Source organism: Rhizobium sp. BK289, from assembly GCF_014193575.1.
Lineage (GTDB): Bacteria > Pseudomonadota > Alphaproteobacteria > Rhizobiales > Rhizobiaceae > Rhizobium > Rhizobium tropici_C.
Window position 1 is genome coordinate 404,936 of sequence record NZ_JACHZO010000003.1, and the last position, 18,190, is coordinate 423,125.

General features: G+C 59.5%; 14 protein-coding genes. 7 read left to right on the forward strand and 7 right to left on the reverse strand.

The window, feature by feature from the left end:
* Positions 1–10: 10 nt before the first annotated feature.
* Entirely contained in the window at positions 11–883 is an 873-nt protein-coding gene (locus FHT84_RS08115; protein ID WP_113249603.1) for a DMT family transporter, read from the forward strand.
* An 82-nt stretch (positions 884–965) separates the two neighbouring features.
* Here FHT84_RS08115 and FHT84_RS08120 read toward each other — a convergent pair whose 3' ends face one another.
* Complete coding sequence (locus FHT84_RS08120; protein WP_162736946.1) at positions 966–2,039, reverse strand: acyltransferase; 1,074 nt, start codon at positions 2,037–2,039, stop codon at positions 966–968.
* Positions 2,032–3,012: an SGNH/GDSL hydrolase family protein gene (locus FHT84_RS08125; protein ID WP_183761590.1), complete on the reverse strand. Its 981-nt coding sequence runs from the start codon at positions 3,010–3,012 to the stop codon at positions 2,032–2,034. The genes FHT84_RS08120 and FHT84_RS08125 overlap by 8 nt, the downstream gene beginning before the upstream one ends.
* Before the next feature lie 513 nt (positions 3,013–3,525).
* Here FHT84_RS08125 and FHT84_RS08130 point away from each other — a divergent pair.
* From FHT84_RS08130 to FHT84_RS08150, 5 genes are all read left to right on the forward strand, one after another.
* Positions 3,526–4,299 (forward strand): amino acid ABC transporter substrate-binding protein, encoded by a 774-nt coding sequence (locus FHT84_RS08130; RefSeq protein WP_112341603.1) that lies wholly within the window; start codon positions 3,526–3,528, stop codon positions 4,297–4,299.
* Positions 4,300–4,384: 85 nt separating this feature from the next.
* Positions 4,385–5,065, forward strand: coding sequence for an amino acid ABC transporter permease (locus tag FHT84_RS08135; RefSeq protein ID WP_015341657.1), 681 nt, complete (start codon positions 4,385–4,387; stop codon positions 5,063–5,065).
* Complete coding sequence (locus tag FHT84_RS08140) at positions 5,062–5,823, forward strand: amino acid ABC transporter ATP-binding protein (protein ID WP_112341605.1); 762 nt, start codon at positions 5,062–5,064, stop codon at positions 5,821–5,823. Before FHT84_RS08135 ends, FHT84_RS08140 begins: the two co-directional genes overlap by 4 nt.
* Before the next feature lie 257 nt (positions 5,824–6,080).
* Positions 6,081–6,518, forward strand: coding sequence for a hypothetical protein (locus tag FHT84_RS08145; RefSeq protein WP_145645145.1), 438 nt, complete (start codon positions 6,081–6,083; stop codon positions 6,516–6,518).
* Positions 6,519–6,784: 266 nt separating this feature from the next.
* On the forward strand, positions 6,785–8,029 hold the full coding sequence (locus FHT84_RS08150; RefSeq protein ID WP_183761592.1) for a multidrug effflux MFS transporter: 1,245 nt from the start codon (positions 6,785–6,787) through the stop codon (positions 8,027–8,029).
* A gap of 8 nt (positions 8,030–8,037) precedes the next feature.
* Here the strand turns inward: FHT84_RS08150 and FHT84_RS08155 are convergent, their stop codons facing one another.
* From FHT84_RS08155 to FHT84_RS08165, 3 genes are all read right to left on the reverse strand, one after another.
* Positions 8,038–8,496 carry a GNAT family N-acetyltransferase gene (locus tag FHT84_RS08155; protein WP_113249599.1) on the reverse strand — a complete coding sequence of 153 codons (459 nt, stop codon included), beginning with the start codon at positions 8,494–8,496 and terminating at the stop codon, positions 8,038–8,040.
* A 167-nt stretch (positions 8,497–8,663) separates the two neighbouring features.
* The gene (gene pyc / locus FHT84_RS08160; RefSeq protein ID WP_145645147.1) at positions 8,664–12,125 is read right to left on the reverse strand and encodes a pyruvate carboxylase; all 3,462 of its coding nucleotides are present in this window, start codon (positions 12,123–12,125) and stop codon (positions 8,664–8,666) included.
* 116 nt (positions 12,126–12,241) lie between these two features.
* On the reverse strand, positions 12,242–12,982 hold the full coding sequence (locus FHT84_RS08165) for a LuxR family transcriptional regulator (RefSeq protein WP_113249597.1): 741 nt from the start codon (positions 12,980–12,982) through the stop codon (positions 12,242–12,244).
* A 378-nt stretch (positions 12,983–13,360) separates the two neighbouring features.
* Between FHT84_RS08165 and FHT84_RS08170 the strand changes: the two genes are divergently transcribed.
* Positions 13,361–15,130, forward strand: coding sequence for a glucan ABC transporter ATP-binding protein/ permease (locus FHT84_RS08170; protein WP_112341612.1), 1,770 nt, complete (start codon positions 13,361–13,363; stop codon positions 15,128–15,130).
* Positions 15,131–15,476: 346 nt separating this feature from the next.
* Here FHT84_RS08170 and FHT84_RS08175 read toward each other — a convergent pair whose 3' ends face one another.
* Both FHT84_RS08175 and opgC read right to left on the reverse strand, forming a co-directional pair.
* Positions 15,477–16,568, reverse strand: coding sequence for a porin (locus tag FHT84_RS08175; protein WP_183761745.1), 1,092 nt, complete (start codon positions 16,566–16,568; stop codon positions 15,477–15,479).
* A 342-nt stretch (positions 16,569–16,910) separates the two neighbouring features.
* Entirely contained in the window at positions 16,911–18,107 is a 1,197-nt protein-coding gene (gene opgC / locus FHT84_RS08180; protein WP_113249637.1) for an OpgC domain-containing protein, read from the reverse strand.
* Between the last annotated feature and the right edge of the window lie 83 nt (positions 18,108–18,190).

Consider the following 18,190-nt stretch of genomic DNA (forward strand, 5'->3'; position numbering starts at 1 on the left):
GTGCATCCCCGTGAAAAATTCCATCAGCTATGGCATCCTGCTTACGGTGTTTGCCTACATGCTGTTCACCGCCCACGATTCGGCGGTGAAGCTGCTCGTCGCCTCCATTCCCGTCTGGCAGGTCCTGTTCATCCGAAGCTGCACCATCCTTGCCGGCTGCTTCGTCTTCGAAGGTCCGTCGCTTGTCCATAAAGTGGCGCGCTCGCCGATCATCAAACCGATGATCGTGCGCAGCATCATCATCCTGATCGCCTGGATTTCCTATTATTCGGCGGCATCCTATCTGCAGCTCGCCGAAGTGACGACGCTCTATTACGCCGCCCCGATCGTCGGCACGATTCTCGCGACCATCGTGCTGCGCGAAAAGGTCACCGTCGCCCGCTGGATGGCGGTCGGCGTCGGTTTCTGCGGCGTGGTGATCGCCTCCAATCCCGTGGGGCTTTCGATTTCCTGGCCGGTCTATCTGGCACTGCAGGCCGCCGTCCTTTGGGCGAGCGGCATGGTGTTGCTGCGGAAAACAGCGCTGCACGAGAAGAGCCATATCCAGATGGCCGTCTCCAATATCCTGTTCATCATCCTGACCGCCGGCATGGCGATCGTCCACTGGCACACGCCAACGCCGTTCCAGATCGTCCTGCTCGCGCTCACCGGCATCATCGCCGGCGCCGGCCAGCTCGCCCTCTTCGAAGGCATGCGCCAGGCCCCCGTCTCAGTGCTGGCGCCGTTCGAATATACCTCGCTCGTCTGGGCCTTCCTGCTCGGCTACCTGATCTGGGGCGATATCCCCGGCCCCAACACCTTCATCGGCGCCATCCTGATCCTGAGCGCGGGGTTCATCATCATTATCAGCGAACGGATGAAGAAGCGCACGGCTGCGGCTTGAGCCGGACCAACGCGTTTTCTACAAATGCAAGCGCAAACTGCCCGGCGGGCGCAGCTTCCAACCCGCGGCAGGACGTTGGATTTCACCCCGCCGGAGCGACGGTCTGTTCGATGGGTTTAGGCTGCCGCATCAGAAGAGCCTGCATCGGCCGCTCGAAGAATTTGAGAAGCACCACCGAGATCCCAATCGTGCAAAGCGTGACCACCGCCAATATGCCCGTCACGAAGGGTAGGGAGAGGTGCTTGCCCAGCAGCTTGAGCGGAAGCTGCAGCGTGTAGGGGTGGATGAGGTAAAGCGAGTAGGACGCATCTCCCAGTAGAACCAGAATGGCCCATATTTTCCCGGATGGCATCCGCATGAGCAGGAAGCCCGAGACGAGCAGGACGGCGAACAGGCTTGAGGCGAAAAGACTGGGGCCGGCGAATGTCACGATGAAGAAATGAGCCCCGCAGGCCAGAAGAACGAGCAGGACGGCGGCGACATTCGATCCGTTCCTGAAGGCACTGTATGCCGAATATGCCTTATGAAGCATCATGCCGAGAACGAATTCGATCAAGATCGGATTTGTATAGAAACGCCATTCGACGGATCCCTCCGGCCAAATCTCATGCAGCGTGATCAGGAAGAGAACGGCCGCGGAGGCGAACCAGGTTGCCCTGGCGCCAAAGATCAGGCAGGCGCCGTAAATTATGTAGAAGAACACCTCGTAACAAAGCGTCCAGCCCAGGAAAAGGATCGGCTGCACGGCACCGCCGGTTTTCTGATAGGGAACGAAAAGAAGAGATTTGACGATCGTTTCCACGGTCACGATCGTCGAATTGAGCAGGCTGGGTTTCACAAGCGCAATCAGGACGACCACGAATGTCAGCAGCCAGTAGAGCGGAACGATCCTGGAAATCCGCTTGCGAGCGAAATAGACGAGTCCGCGCGCCGGGTCGGACGAGTAGCTGATGATGAAGCCGCTAAGAACGAAGAAAACGTCGACGCCGGTTGCGCCCATGAAGAAATAATTGCGATCGAGATGGTATTCGATCGCAAGGCCGCTTCCGAAATGGAAGAGAACGACGGAAAAGGCGGCCACGAACCGGAGAAACTGGAGGGAATCCAATTGTCTCGAGTTCGACCGCTGAATGGAAAGCGTCTGTTCGTTAATCATGGGGGCCCCAATCCGCTCTGATAGCTTGTTCCAACAAGGTTGCCATTGCCGCATTGGTGCTGCGGCTTGGATGCCAATCGCATCCGAAGTCCTTCGGTTTGACGCGTAAATTCAGATATCGCAGGCGGGTCTCGCCTTTCGCGGCGCTCGCCTGGACGGCGGCCTGGATTGCTTTCTCGGCCACATCGAAGTCCTTCTGGGACATCATCGGACCGAGCGCGGCGTAGAGATACGCCTTTGGATACTGAGATCTGAGCTTGAAGACGAGCTTGACGTATTCCTCGATGAAATCGCCGGGATTCCTGTTGTCCGAAAAATCGTTCGTCCCCAGATTGACGACCACTGCGGAAACGCGCTCGTCAGGAAGAGCGGGTGCGCCCTTTCTCAAGGGCGTCACGCTATCGATGACATCAAGCATGGTTTTCGCGTTCTTGCCGGCACGCGAAAGGCCGATTCCCGAAACGGCGAGGGTCGTAAGGTCCATCCCGAGGCTGCGTGCCGCGACCGCGGCATATGTCAGGTATTGATTTTCCGTCCCGGGGCTGAATTTACAGCCGGGACCGACACCCTCGAGGCCATAGCCTGCAGTAATGGAATCTCCGATTGCCACCAGCTTTGTGGCCGGTGCTTCCGCGGGAAGGAACGACCCATCGGTTTCGGCGGAAACGAATATGGTATCGCCGATCCACCCCTCGGTGCGGCGCGTCACGCGAACCTCATGGGCGCCTTGCGGCAAGGCATCGGCAAGCTGGTATCGGTGCTGCCCCGCTTGCAGATCGAGGCGCTGGGGAACGCCGTCGAGTTCGACCTCAAGGCTATTTTTCCCGGTATCGACGAGGGTGGCCGAGAGCGACGTACCTTCGAAACGCAGCGCGAAACCGCTGCCGGGCCAGCCGAAAGCCGCATCGCTGGCGGCAACGCGGCCGATCCACTTCGATGGCCGCTCGATCGTTTCGGCCGCAAAGCTCGGCATGAATGTACATAAACCCAGAAAGAGAGACGCGATCGCGACATGAGACCTCATGACCGGCCAAAACCGGCGGCGCGCAATGATGGGCAATTCATCACCTCTTCGGGCTGCGTCAGATCAATTTTGCACTTTAAATTTTCGAGTAGAATCGCAGTTTGATTGCCGCCCGTGTCTCCCGGCAAAACCGCCAGGACACATAATGGTGCGCACGCCCTGCGTGAACGCTGCCGCACCAACTAACAATCACATGCTGCACTTGGGCAACATTGAGAGAAATGGAGCAACATTGGGACAAATAGGGCGGCATTGTGAATTGTCACTATGCCGCACTGCACCATCGATCAGTAATTATGGGCGGCAATTGAAAACGGCAGCTCTCTTGCCCGCCTGATCGCGATTTCTTGAGAAAAATATTCGCAATTGCCCGTTTCTTTTGCAGTTTTCTACGCTTCCGCGCTGCAATTTTTCTGCGATGTATGCAACATTGAATGAACGCTCCAGAAACGGAAGAAAACGATGAACTGGTTGAAGACTGTTGCCGCCGCCGCGCTCGTGCAGGCGGCATTCCTGCTCCCCGCCCATGCCGGCGAAAACCTCAAGGCGATCCAGTCGGCCGGTGTCTTCAAGGTCGGCACGGAAGGGACCTATGCGCCCTTCACCTTTCATGATGAAAGCGGCAAGCTGACCGGTTTCGACGTGGAGATCGCTGAAGCGATCGCCGGAAAGCTCGGCGTCAAGGCGCAGTTCCTGGAAGGCAAGTGGGACGGCCTGATCGCCGGCCTCGACGCCAACCGCTACGATGCCGTCATCAACGAAGTCGGCGTTACCGAGGCCCGCAAGAAGAAGTATGACTTCTCCGAGCCCTATATCGCTTCCAAGGCGGTACTGATCGTCAAGGAGAGCAACAGCGGCATCAAGGATTTTGCCGATCTCAAGGGCAAGAAGGCGGCGCAGTCGCTGACCAGCAACTTCGGCAAGCTCGCAACCGAATCCGGCGCCGAACTCGTCGGCACCGACGGCTTCGACCAGTCGATCCAGCTCGTGCTGACCGGCCGCGCCGACGCCACCATCAATGACAGCCTCTCCTTCCTCGATTTCAAGAAGCACAAGCCCGATGCGCCGGTGAAGATTGTCGCGCAGCAGTCCAACGCCGATTTCTCTGCCGTCATCATCCGCAAGGGCGAGCCGGAACTGCTAGCTGCGATCAACAAGGCGCTGGCCGACATCAAGGCCGACGGCACCTATGACAAGATCTCCAAGAAATACTTCGGCCAGGACGTTTCGAAGTAAGAAGGCATAGGCAGAGACACCAAACTGTGAAAAAGATGCGTCCGGAGTCACCTCCGGACGCATTCTCTTATCGAAAGGCTTCTCCTTGGAGCATTGGCTGCAACTGATGTGGGAGTCACTGGGCACGCTGCTTTGGGCAGGGCTCGTCTTCACCATCCCGCTCACCTTGATCACCTTCGTTCTCGGCCTTCTGCTCGGTCTGCTCACCGCGGTCGTCAGGTTGTTTGCCCCGGCGCCGTTCGTGGCCATCGCCCGCTTCTATGTCTGGGTGATCCGCGGCACGCCGCTTCTGGTGCAGCTCTTCGTCATCTTCTACGGCCTGCCGAGCCTCGGCATCCTGCTCGACGCTTTTCCCGCCGCCATCATCGGCTTCACGCTAAGTGTTGGCGCTTATACATCCGAAATCATCCGTGCCGTCATTTCCTCCGTGCCGAAGGGCCAGTGGGAAGCCGCCTATTCGATCGGCATGAACTGGCGCCAGGCCATGAGCCGTACCATCCTGCCGCAGGCAGCGCGCGTCGCCGTACCGCCGCTATCAAACACCTTCATTTCGCTGGTCAAGGATACGTCGCTCGCCGCAGCCATCACCGTGCCCGAGCTGTTTCAGGCCGCGCAGCGCATCGTGGCGACGACCTATGAGCCGCTGATCCTCTATATCGAGGCCGCCATCATCTATCTCGTGCTCAGCACCTTTCTTTCGACGCTACAGGGCTACCTCGAACGCCGCTTCGCCCGCTCGGGCGGCACGCTGGAGGCACAAGCATGATCGAGCTTTCGCATATCGAAAAGCGCTTCGGCGACAATGTCATCCTCAAGGATATCAGCCTGACGATCCCCGAGGGAACGGTGACGGCGCTTGTTGGACCTTCGGGTGGCGGCAAGAGCACGCTGCTTCGCTGCATCAACCTTTTGGAAATCCCAACCGCCGGAACGATCCGCATCGGCGAGGAAACGGCTACCTTCCAGCCAGGCAAGAAGCCGTCCTGGCAGGATATCCAGAAGATCCGCCGCCAGACGGGCATGGTCTTCCAGAACTTCCAGCTCTTTCCGCATCAGACCGCAATCCAGAACGTCATGGAGGGCCTGACGACCGTGCTGCGCTGGCCTCAGGACAAGGCCCGCGCCCGCGCCGTCGAGCTTCTGACCAAGGTCGGCATGGCGCACAAGATCGACGCATGGCCCTCGACGCTCTCGGGCGGCCAGCAACAGCGCGTCGCCATCGCTCGGGCGCTTGCCCCCTCACCGCGCGTGCTGCTTTGCGACGAACCCACTTCGGCACTGGATCCTGAACTGGCGGCCGAAGTCGTCGACGTGCTGGGCAAGCTCGCCAATGAGGGCACGACCATGGTCATGGCAACGCACGACCTGCGCTTGGCCTCGAAGATCGCCAACAATGTGGTCTTCCTGGAAGCGGGCAACATTGTCGAGACCGGCTCCTCACGCAATATCTTCTCCAACCCTGCACAGGAGCGGACGAAGCAATTCATCTCGACACTGAATTCCGGGCTCAGCTACGACATCTGAGCCAGAGCGCAGCGAGCAACCATACACGGTAATCAGACTCCTGACGGGGCGTTCCCAGCTTTGTTGCGATTTTGCAAAAAGTGACGGAAGCGATAGTCGCCAGACCAGTTGCGCGGCGAGTGCGGCGGATATCTGAAACGCCGATCGGCCTTCGGTTGGAAAATTGAAAACCCGTGAAACACCATATTCACTACCTTGGCGGGCCATTCGGCGGTCGGTAGGATTCTAATTCTGTTATTACGTCAGGGGCCGATTCGTTGCAGGAACTTCGCCGAACTCCACGCAAGACCAAAAATATGCTGGTCAGTCTCTTCATCATGGTTGCTGGTGCCATATGGAATATCCGGGACGGACTTTACGGCTCCTCAACCGCACTAATCACTGGCTGTGTCTTCGCCTTGTGGGCCGTATTTATCGCGTTCAGTTTGATACGCCGTCGGGTTCATGTGATCGTGGGGGAAGCAGGCTTGGTTGTAAATCGGATGGTAGGCTCACCGGTAGAAATCCGATGGACGCAGATAGAAATGGCGAAGCTTCCTGAAGGTGCCAGCCCTGCTATCATCGCGTGGCGAGAATCGGCGGAAACGAAGCTTAAATATACTGGCGTGTCGCAGCGCATGCTTGGTGAAGAAGGCGCCGAGATGCTTCGCAGCGCGATATACGCTGCTCGCCCCGACCTCAATACGCGGCCTTAGTCGTTGGTCGATATATCCTCCTGTAAGGCCTTATCGATGCAAGGCTTGAGTTGACGCTGCGCAACTTTACGGTTAGCTCTAATGCCATGAACACGGCACTCGTTCTCGTAGTGGTAGGAAGGCGCATGGGCAGGATGGTGTAACCATCCGGCGAAAGCACCCATGCGCGGTAAGCAGGCTCCTGACGGGGCCTTTTTTATTGCCCTGAAAAGAGGGCGCGCCTCGTCAGATCCCCTCGACTTCCCATCAACACGACGGACAAGGCCATGACGCGCACCGAAAGCCGCATCGACCATTCATCCAAGCAGCCAACCGACGACACGGCGACCGAAAGAGCCGCCGCACCACCGCGGCTGATAACCCTCATCCTGCTCTCGGCGCTTGCCGTGCTGCCGGTTAACATGATCCTGCCATCCCTGCCGAAGATAGCGGCGGCATTCCACGCCGATTTCGCTCTCGTAAACCTCTCGGTCGCCGGCTTTTCCATTGTCACCGCGTTCCTTGAGGCGATCGGCGGCGCGATATCGGATCGGTTCGGACGCCGGCCGGTCGTCCTGATGGCGCTTACGATCTTCATCGTCGCTTCGATCGGCTGCGTTCTCGCTCCGAACATCGGCATCTTCCTCCTGTGCCGCATGATGCAGGCGTGCATCGGACCGTGCTATTCCGTCGCACTCGTCATCATCAAGGAAACATCGGACGAGCGCCAGGCTGCCAGCAAGTTCGGCTACCTCGCCATGGGATGGGCATTGGCGCCGATGGTCGGCCCGCTGTTCGGCGGTTCGCTGGACGAGTTTTTCGGCTGGCAGGCAAGCTTCGTCGTCCTTGCCATCTTCGGCATCGCCGCCTTCCTTCTGTCCTTGCGCGAACTGAAAGGATCGAAAGCACCTTCGACGGGTACGCAGAGAAATTATATCGCCTCCTATGGACTTCTTCTACGTTCTGCTCGGTTCTGGGCCTATACACTCTGCATGGCCTGCTCGATGGGCGTGCTCTACATTTTTCTCGGCGGAGCGCCGCTCACGATAGGCGATGCGCTCGGCGGCTCGAGCGCCCAGCTCGGCTTCTACATGGGCCTCGTTCCCGCCGGCTTCATTCTGGGCAGCTATCTCGCCGGCCGCTACGGGGCAAGAATTCCGCTCGGTACTATCCTCGTCATCGCGCGGCTCCTCACTTGTATCGGCCTGTCGGTTGGTCTCAGCTTGTCACTGTCGGGCATGGTTGAGGTTCTGACGCTCTTCGGCCCCTGCATTTTCATCGGCATCGGCAACGGGCTGACCATGCCGGCCGCCAATAGCGGCGCCATGTCGGTCAGATCGGATATTGTGGGAACGGCAGCAGGCCTCGCCGCCGCCATGCGGATTGCTGGCGGCGCGCTCATCGGATCGATCGCTGGGATATTTCTCGCCCAATCTGCAACGATCCATACGCTTTTCACCCTGATGCTGATCTCCGCAGTACTTGCGCTCCTGGCGGCAATCTGGGCAGCCGGGATCGGGAAGCCGAGATAGTGGCCTGCCTAGCCGATGCGCTTGCTCATATGGACAAGAAAGCCGTCTTTCAGTGGCTCCTCGCGGTCGATCGCATAACCATGTCTGAGATAGAGCTGCACATTCTCGGTAAAGCGCTTGTTGGTGTAGAGCCGAATGTCGTCGACGCCGAGCGTGGCCGCAACCTGCTCGGCATGAACTAGCAGTCTCCCGCCGATACCCTTTCCCTGATGGCGCGGCGATACGGCGACGTTCTCGATCAACAGGTGATCCGAGGCCGGCACCATCTCGATCAACGCCACAAGCTCGCCACCGGCGTCCACGAGATCGATGCGATGTTTGCGCACAGCCTCGGCATAATCTGCCATCATAGGCAACGGTTCGCGGCCGATAAGAGGCACCCACTTGCCATAGGCCTCGCGCGTTAGCGCCCGGATTTTATCAACATCGGCATCGGTCGCCGCCCGTAAGGAAATCGCTTCCGTCATGTCTCCGCCTTCACGAACCTGGCTACAATGATCCGACATGAGAACTATGAGATGCCTTCGTCGCGATCGCATACGGAGAGCCGACCTCCGATGCGCGCGACGAAAGTCACCGCTTCGCGATCGACGGCCCGACCCGGCCGCCTATCGTATCTTAACGAAGCTTGGATTTATGCGCCATAGACGACGAGCAGATCCTTGGCGTCGATTTGGTCGCCGGCGCGCACCAGCACCTCGGAAACCGTGCCGTCCTTTTCGGCGTGCAGCGCCGTCTCCATCTTCATGGCCTCGATGGACAGCAGCACATCTCCGGCCTTGATCGCCTGGCCGGGCGAAACGAAGACGGTGGAGATGACGCCCGGCATCGGCGCGCCGACATGGGCGGCGTTGCCGGTCTCGACCTTGCGGCGGACAGCGCTGCCGGAAGCGCCATGGGCACGATCCGGCACCTTGATGCGGCGCGGCTGGCCATTGAGCTCGAAGAACACGGTCACCATGCCCTTCTCGTCGGTCGCCGTCATCGCCTGGTTGACGATAACGAGCGTCTTGCCCTTCTCGATTTCGGCAAAGAGCTCGTCGCCTTCCTTCAGGCCGTAGAAATAGGCCGGCGTCGGCAATACCGAGACAGGTCCGTAGGTATCGGCCGCCAGCGCGTAATCGGTGAAGACCTTCGGATACATCAAATAGGAGGCGAATTCGAAATCGTCGACCTTCCGCTCCAGCTTGGTCTCGATCGTCTTGCGTTCGGCATCGAGATCGGCTTCGGCAAGCAGCGAGCCGGGACGGACCGTATAGGGCTTGTCGCCCTTCAGCGCCTTCTTCTGCAGGGCTTCCGGCCATCCGGACGGCGGCTGGCCGAGATCGCCCTTCAGCATGGAAACGACCGAATCCGGGAAGGCGATATCCTTGGCCGGATTCTCGACATCGGCAACCGTCAGGTCCTGGGACACCATCATCAGCGCCATGTCGCCGACGACCTTGGAAGACGGCGTCACCTTGACGATATCGCCGAACATCTGGTTGGCGTCGGCATAAGCCTGCGCCACCTGGTGCCAGCGGGTCTCAAGCCCAAGCGAACGCGCCTGCTCCTTGAGATTGGTGAACTGTCCACCCGGCATTTCGTGCAGATAGACTTCCGAAGCCGGTCCCTTGAGATCGCTCTCGAAGGCGGCATACTGATGGCGCACCGCCTCCCAGTAGAAGGAGATGCGGCGGATCCATTCGGGATCGAGGCCCGGATCGCGCTCGGATCCTTTAAGGGCTTCGACGATCGAGCCGAGGCAGGGCTGCGAGGTATTGCCCGACAGCGCATCCATCGCCGCATCCACGGCATCGACGCCGGCGTCGACGGCGGCGAGCACCGTCGCGGCGGCAATGCCCGAGGTATCATGCGTGTGGAAGTGGATGGGCAGACCGGTCGCCTCGCGCAGCGCCTTAAACAGCACCTTGGCCGCAGCCGGCTTCAACAGGCCCGCCATGTCCTTCAGCGCGATGATATGGGCACCGGCCTTTTCCAGCTCCATGGCGAGATCGGTGTAATATTTCAGGTCGTATTTCGGGCGGGCGGAATTGAGGATATCCCCCGTATAGCAGATCGCCGCCTCGCAGAGCTTGTTCTCCTCGGCAACGGCATCCATCGACACGCGCATGTTCTCGACCCAGTTCAGGCAGTCGAAGACGCGGAAGAGATCGATGCCGCCCTTGGCAGCCTGGCGGACGAAATACTTCACGACATTGTCGGGATAGTTTGTATAGCCTACGCCGTTGGCGCCGCGCAAAAGCATCTGCAGCAACAGGTTCGGCGCACTCTCGCGGATCAGCGACAGGCGTTCCCACGGATCTTCCGTCAGGAAGCGCATGGAAACATCGAAGGTGGCGCCGCCCCAGCACTCCAGCGACAGAAGCTGCGGCAGGGCGCGCGCATAGGTGCCGGCGACGCTGGCGATATCATAGGTGCGCATGCGGGTGGCAAGCAGCGATTGATGGCCGTCACGCATCGTCGTGTCGGTCATCAGCACGCGCTTCTCGCCGCGCATCCATTCAGCGAACTTCTGTGGGCCGAGCTTGTCCAGCAACTGCTTGGTGCCGTCGGGCACTTTGCCGTCGATATAGGGCAATACCGGTTCGGCGACCTTCGGCGAAGGTGCCGGGCGGCCGCGCGTTTCCGGATGGCCATTGACGGTGACATCGGCGAGATAGGTCAGAAGCTTGGTGGCGCGATCCTGGCGCTTGACCTGCTGGAACAGCTCCGGCGTCGTGTCGATGAAGCGCGTCGTATAGCTATTGTCGCGGAATTTCGGATGCGTGATGATTGCTTCAAGGAAGGTGAGGTTCGTCGCCACGCCGCGGATACGGAATTCGCGCAGCGCGCGGTCCATGCGGGCGATCGCCTCCTGCGGGTTCGGCGCCCAGGCGGTCACCTTCACCAGCAGCGGATCGTAGTAACGGGTGATGATCGCGCCGGTATAGGAGGTGCCGCCGTCGAGACGGATACCGAAGCCGGAAGCCGAGCGATAGGCGGTGATGCGGCCGTAGTCCGGGATGAAATTATGCTCCGGATCTTCCGTCGTCACGCGGCACTGCAGCGCATGGCCGTTGAGGCGAATGTCTTCCTGCTTCGGAACGCCCGATTCCGGCGTGCCGATGGCAAAGCCATCGAGAATGTGGATCTGCGCCTTGACGATATCGATGCCAGTGACGACTTCGGTCACCGTGTGCTCGACCTGGATGCGAGGATTGACTTCGATGAAGTAGAATTTGCCGGTATCGGCATCCATCAGATATTCGACGGTGCCGGCGCCGATATAATGTGTCGCTTCGGCGATCTTCAGCGAATAGGCAGCCAGCTCCTGGCGCTGCGCGTCCGTCAGATAAGGCGCCGGCGCGCGCTCCACGACTTTTTGGTTACGGCGCTGCACCGAACAGTCGCGCTCGAACAGATGCACGACATTGCCGTGCGTGTCGCCGAGGATCTGGCTTTCGACGTGGCGGGCGCGCTCGACGAGCTTTTCGAGGTAGACCTCGTCCTTCCCGAAGGCAGCCTTCGCCTCGCGCTTGGCTTCCGTCACTTCCTTGGCGAGATCGGCCTTGGAGCGAATGACACGCATGCCGCGACCGCCGCCGCCCCATGAAGCCTTGAGCATGACCGGATAGCCGATCTCTTCAGCCATTTTGGCGACTTCGGCCATATCATCCGGCAGCGGCTCGGTTGCCGGCACGACGGGCACACCGACCGAAATCGCCAGGTTGCGCGCCGCCACCTTGTTGCCGAGCTGTCGCATCGTGTCGGCCCTCGGACCGATGAAGATGATGCCGGCGGCATCGCAGGCATCGACGAATTCGGGACTCTCCGACAACAGGCCGTAGCCTGGATGAATGGCATCGGCGCCGGACAGCTTGGCCACGCGGATGATCTCGTCGATCGACAGATAGCTCTCGATCGGCCCGAGATCGCGGGCAAGATGCGGACCTCGGCCGACCTGATAACTCTCGTCAGCCTTGAAGCGATGCAGCGCGAGTTTGTCTTCCTCGGCCCAGATGGCCACCGTTTTTATGCCAAGCTCGTTGGCGGCGCGGAATACGCGGATGGCGATTTCGGAACGGTTGGCAACCAGGATCTTGGAAATGGGCAATGCTGTCTCCTCACGGCATCGAAACGGGCAATGCTGCACCCGCGAAGAGAATTCTTAACTTCTTGTTACAGGAAGTTCAATTTCTCCTGCGACATCCGACAGCAAAATAGTTGCCATTACGGAATAAGTCCGTTTCTGAAAGCAATAGCCACGATATGCTGCCTGTTCTTGGCATCGAGTTTATCCTGGATACTGTTCATGTACCAATCGACGGTATGGTTTGAGATCGTCAGCAGCCGGCTGATCTCGATCGACGTCATGCCGTCGGCCAGGTGGTTCAGCACCTCCATCTCGCGCTTGGTCAGCTTCAGCTCGGTCCTTCCCGGATCTTCCAGCGATTGCGCTTCGCCGTTCAGCTCCAGAAGTCGCCAGAAGGCCTTTTTGGCGACCGCATCGAAAAGGGAAAGCTCAGTCGGAGAAAGATCGACAGCCTCGCCACCGATCGTCATGCACCCAAGCAAGCCACTCCGCCCATGGATCGGGAAGACATAGCCGTCCACAAGCCCGTTGGCACGGGCGTCCGCCATCATCTGGTCCATCCGCCGCCGCAGCGGATCCGCCTTCAGGGCAATGACGGCATCGCGCCAGCGGAAAGGACGCTGCGCCCGGCCGAGATAGCGCGCGACCGGATCGACGAGCATGTACCGCTTGCGAACATAGATCAGCGGCCAGCGATCGGGCCAGCGCCCCGCGAGCATGAAGTTCGCGACATCGACATTCGGCCGCGTCTGCTTCAGCAAGCCGTAGAATTCGAATTTGTAGGAGCGGAGCACCCGCTCGAGTTCGGTTGCGACCTCGTTGGCGAGCTTGCACTCTTCGAGGACTACAAGCAATTGTAACAGCGAATGGATATTCACATCTACCCCTCGGCTTTGCAGCCTGAATTATCGACGGACGGACATTGCCACCATGCCCGTCTGGCCCCACGGCGCGCTCAATCGCCGGCAACATACTCATGCCGGCGCAAAATTGAACGCCCTTAGCGATTTTTTTACCGTTCAACCGTGAATGGCGATCTCTGCGGTGCTTGGAGATGCGCGATACTGTCGCGTCCAAGTCTCCTCAAATTGTCATATTTTTGCGGCGACCGATAGCGCCGTCATCGCGCCATCGCGCGCATTGCGCGAAAAATTCCCTGAAAAAACAGCTGCAAATTCCGTTAATCGCCGGTTCAGGTACCGATCTGTAGTGTCTCAGCATTCCGAGTTTTGCTGATGCACAGAGGGTGCCAGACCGTGTCACTGTTCAAAGTCTATGCAAGAGCCCTGAAGTATCTTGGCGCGTATCGATACCGCGTATGGATGGTCGTGATCGCAAACATCGCACTTGCGATGACCACCATCTACGAACCGGTATTGTTCGGCCGCATCTTCGACGCCATTGCCAAGAAAGACGCAGTCGCTCCGACCATGATGCTGTGGGCCGGCTTTGCCGTCTTCAGCGCGGTCGCCTTTATCGTGGTGTCCCGCGAGGCAGATCGTCTCGCGCATGGCCGCCGCGCATCCCTGTTGACCGAAGCGTTCGGCCGCATCATCTCGATGCCGCTCTCCTGGCATAGCCAGCGCGGCACGGCGAGTGCGCTGAACACGCTGCTGCGCGCCTGCGAGGCGCTGTTCGGCCTGTGGCTCGAATTCATGCGCAACCACCTGACGACCGCCGTCGCGCTCATCGTCATGATCCCGACCGCCATAGCCATGGACCTGCGCCTTTCGGCTGTGCTGATCCTGCTCGGCGTCTTCTACTGGATCATCGGCCGCCTGGTGATGAACCGCACGAAAGATGGCCAGAGCTCGGTCGAAAGTCACTACAATACCGTCTTTTCGCATGTCAGCGACTCGATCAGCAACGTTTCGGTGCTGCATAGCTACAATCGCATCGAGGCGGAAACCAAGGCGCTGAAGTCGTTCACCGAGCGGCTGCTGGCTGCGCAGTATCCCGTCCTCGACTGGTGGGCCCTTGCCGGTGCCCTGAACCGCACGGCGTCGACCGTCGCGATGATGGCGATCTTGATGATCGGCACCGTCCTCGTCCAGGGTGGCAGCCTGAGCCTCGGTGCCCTGATCACCTTCATCGCCTTTGCGAACGTGCTGATCGGCCGCCTCGAGCAGCTGCGTAACTTCGCCAACCAGATTTTCGAAGCCCGCGCCAAGCTCGAAGACTTCTACACGCTGGAAGATTCGGTCCGCGACCGCGAAGAGCCGGCCGGCCTTGCCGAGATCAAGGACGTCAAGGGCGAAGTCGAATTCCGCGACGTCTCCTTCGGCTTCGCCAACTCGTCGCAGGGCCTGCACGACATCTCCTTCAAGGTGAAGGCTGGCCAGACCGTCGCCATCGTCGGCCCGACCGGCGCCGGCAAGACGACGCTCGTCAACCTGCTGCAGCGTGTATTCGATCCGCAGAAGGGCCAGATCCTTGTCGACGGTCACGACATCACCAAGGTGACGCGCAGGTCGCTGCGCCGCTTCATCGCCACCGTCTTCCAGGATGCCGGCCTGCTGAACCGCTCGATCAGCGACAACATCCGCCTCGGCCGCGAAGGTGCGACGGAGGAGGAAATGGTCCGCGCAGCACAGGCCGCCGCCGCCAACGACTTCATCGAAAACCGGGAAAGCGGTTACGAGACCCGCGTCGGCGAACGTGGCAACAAGCTTTCCGGTGGCGAACGCCAGCGTATCGCGATTGCCCGCGCCATCCTGAAGGACGCTCCGATCCTCGTGCTCGACGAAGCCACAAGCGCGCTCGACGTCGAAACCGAAAACCGGGTCAAGACGGCGATCGACAATCTGCGCCAGAACCGCACGACCTTTATCATCGCGCACCGCCTGTCAACGGTCCGCGAGGCCGACATGGTCCTCTTCCTGGACAACGGCCGCATCATCGAGAACGGCAGCTTCAACGAGCTTAGCCAGAGCAACGGCCGGTTCGCCGCCCTACTGCGCGCCAGCGGCATCCTGACGGACGAGGAAGTCCGCAAGGCACATACAACGGAAACCGAAGCCGCCTGATCTTCGCAAGGGGCCCAAGATCGAAGCCGGGAGAGCACCGCTCTTCCGGCTTTTTTATTGCCGACGATTTGCGCCGGACGGCTTTTGTCAGGCCGGGCAACGCCCGGGTTCGATGTACGGCTCCTCACCCCAAGCACACGTGCCCTTCGCCCCAGGCCTCTCCCCGTTGAATGGGCAGAGGCCTGGGGCGAAGGGCTTTATCTGCAAGAAACCTGCACTCAGAATAAACAAGCTGAACCACAATTAAGAAAGGCCCGGCGGGAAAACCGGGCCTTTCCGTTTTCTGATCGGAGGTCAATTGGCTGGGCGCACCAGGAGTTAATATCGGCGCCCGGCCGGTATCAGATCAGAACTTGCGCTCGAAGCGGAGCACGCCGGCCCATTGATCGGCGTCGGCGGCATCCCAGTTCGTGTAGGAAACTTCCGGCTCAACGAGCAGATCCTTGACCGGACGCCAGGCAACGTTGGCGGTGGCGGCGAAGATCTGCGAGTCGGTGTAGGCAACCTGGGCGTTGGCCTGCAGCTTCGGGTTCAGCCGATAGCTGGCGCCTGTCCAGAATGCCCAGTCGCCCCAGCCGCAATCCGCGCCGTTGGTCGGGCAGGCGGACCGGTTACTGTTCAGGTAGGAACCGGCATACTTGTTGAGCTTGTCGCCATCGGTGTTCCAGCCGCCCATCAAGAAGGCCGAGAATGCGCCGAAGTCGGCATCGACACGAGCCTTGATAGCGCCTTCTTCGACGATCGAGTCATAGCCGCCGATAACACGAAGGGTCCATGGGCCCGTCTTGTAGCCGGCCCCGGCAACGACGTCAGGAGCATAATGGTTGCCCGTGCCGGTTTGCCAAGCGCCGCCGTAGGACGAGGTATCGCTGGAAGAATTGGAATCCTCAAGCGAGATGACCGCCGTGAAGCCGTTGCCAGCATCATACTTATAGGTGAGCTGGTTGAGTTCCTTCGGGCCGTCATAGATCACGTCGTCGTTGATGACGTTGCCGGCATAACCCATGTAGTTGTTGTACTGCGAATCGGCCTTACCGACGAGGAAGCCGCCGAGGCTGATGTTGGCGAACAGCAGCTTGGTGGAGGTGGAGTTGCCGTCGTTCCAGTCCCAACGGACGACCGTGTTGGTCTTCAGCGGGCCGTATTCGGTGTCAGTCGCGGTGTCGACGCTCAGCTCTGCACGGGTGTGCCAGAGTGTACCGTTCTTGCTGTTCGGGTTGTAGGCATCGTACCACTCGCCTTCGGTACGGACACGGCCGCCGATCTTGAGGCAGGTTTCAGTGCCCGGGATGAAGAAGTAACCAGGGCCGTAAGCATCACAAATACGAACGTACTGAAGCGGTTCCGGCTCGGCAGCCACGATGGCGTCAGCCGCCTGCGCTCCCGATGCGGCTGCCAGGGCGGCGGCCGAGCCGAGAAGAAGACTTCTGATATTTATTAGATTACTCCAATTCAGTATCGATTGGACATGAGCTGCCGCGCCGAGAATTCGACGTCCCTACTCATTCCCGATTTTGACAATCCCCACGAAAGCGCGGCCATCCCCTTGAACGACACCGGCGACGCGATGACGGCGCTTCCCGAGCCCGCCACATCGACCATATAACAATTAAATTTTGCACAATAAGATTTTGGACACTCGAATTTTTGCTGCGATGCAGTGCAATCATGCCGCGTTGCAGAAAAATCACGTCACACTTCCTTCGCGAAAGTGTCACAATCAAAAATATTGAAGAAAAACATGGGATTGAGCTGCGCACCAGTGCGCAGCTCTAGGAGATCAGCGGCGCTTCGCGAGATGTGCGGGCATAGTGATCGCCCTTGCAGGCACCTTCGCCGCATGCGGATTGGCGAGTTGCAGCCGCTTGTGCTCCAGATGATAGGCATAGAAGAATTGTGCGGCGATGCCGATGACGACATAGATCGCGCCGACAGTCGGGCTCTTGTTGGTCACATAGAGGATCACCTGACCGGCCATGGCCAGGATCGTGCCCGCCACGAAGATGCTGAGGGAATGCCGACCGAGGATCGTCAGCGGATGGCTAGCGGAACGGCGCAGCAACTGCGAAATGGAGGGTATGCTGACGATCAGATAGGCGAGCGCCAGCACGTGCAGCAGGCGCGGCAGCGACAGGAACGTCTTGTCGAAGCCGGTAACGACGGTGGGCAGGCCGAACGTGGCGAGATAATCGCCGAGGATCCAGAGCTTGTCGGTCACCCAAATGAAGGACAGGAGTACATAGGCGGACGCAAGCGCGATCAACACCGGATGCACGGGGATGCGCCCGCCGCGTTTGACATGCATGGTAGCCATAAAGCCGATGACGAAGAGCAGCTGCCACGACAGTGGATTGAGGAACCAGAATCCATCGAGCAGCGTCGTGTGCGGCGCGATATAGTAGATGCCCGACACCAGCCATACGCAGACGGAAATCAGCAGCAGGAGCAGCGGGTTTTTCGCCTCTAGCAGCATGATCAGCGGCAGCATCAGGAACAGCGCGCCATACATCGGCAGGATATTGTTGTAGCCGATCTGGTGCCCGAGCGTCAGCAGCGCCGGTATGCCGCGTGCCGGGTCCATCAGCAGGGCGAGGATGTTCACTTCGCACAGCAGGCCCTTCTGGTGAAAAATCCATGCCCCCGAGATGAACAGCACCAGCGTCACGAAGGTCGTGATCATATGGGCGGTATAGAGCGTGAATGCCCGCTTGATCGCCTTCCATGCCATTTTCAGCCGATTGCCGGATGAGAACTTCGTTCCATAGGCAAGGCCGACCGAGATGCCGGAGATCAGTACGAAGGCTTCCGCCCCGTCTGAAAAGCCGAAATTCTTGGAGGTCAAATCCTCGAAGATCTGCCCTGGCACATGGTTGATGAAGATCATGATCAGAGCCAGGGCTCTGAGAACATCCAGTCGGGTATCCCTCTGGGAGACCGGCTTCGGCGAACTCAACCGTTGTGCCGGCACCGAGCTCATATCCGCCCTCGAATTCATAAAACTCTCCTGTTCCGACACTCAAATGCAATCGGGGCCAAAGAGTTCCCCCTTTGGCCCCGATC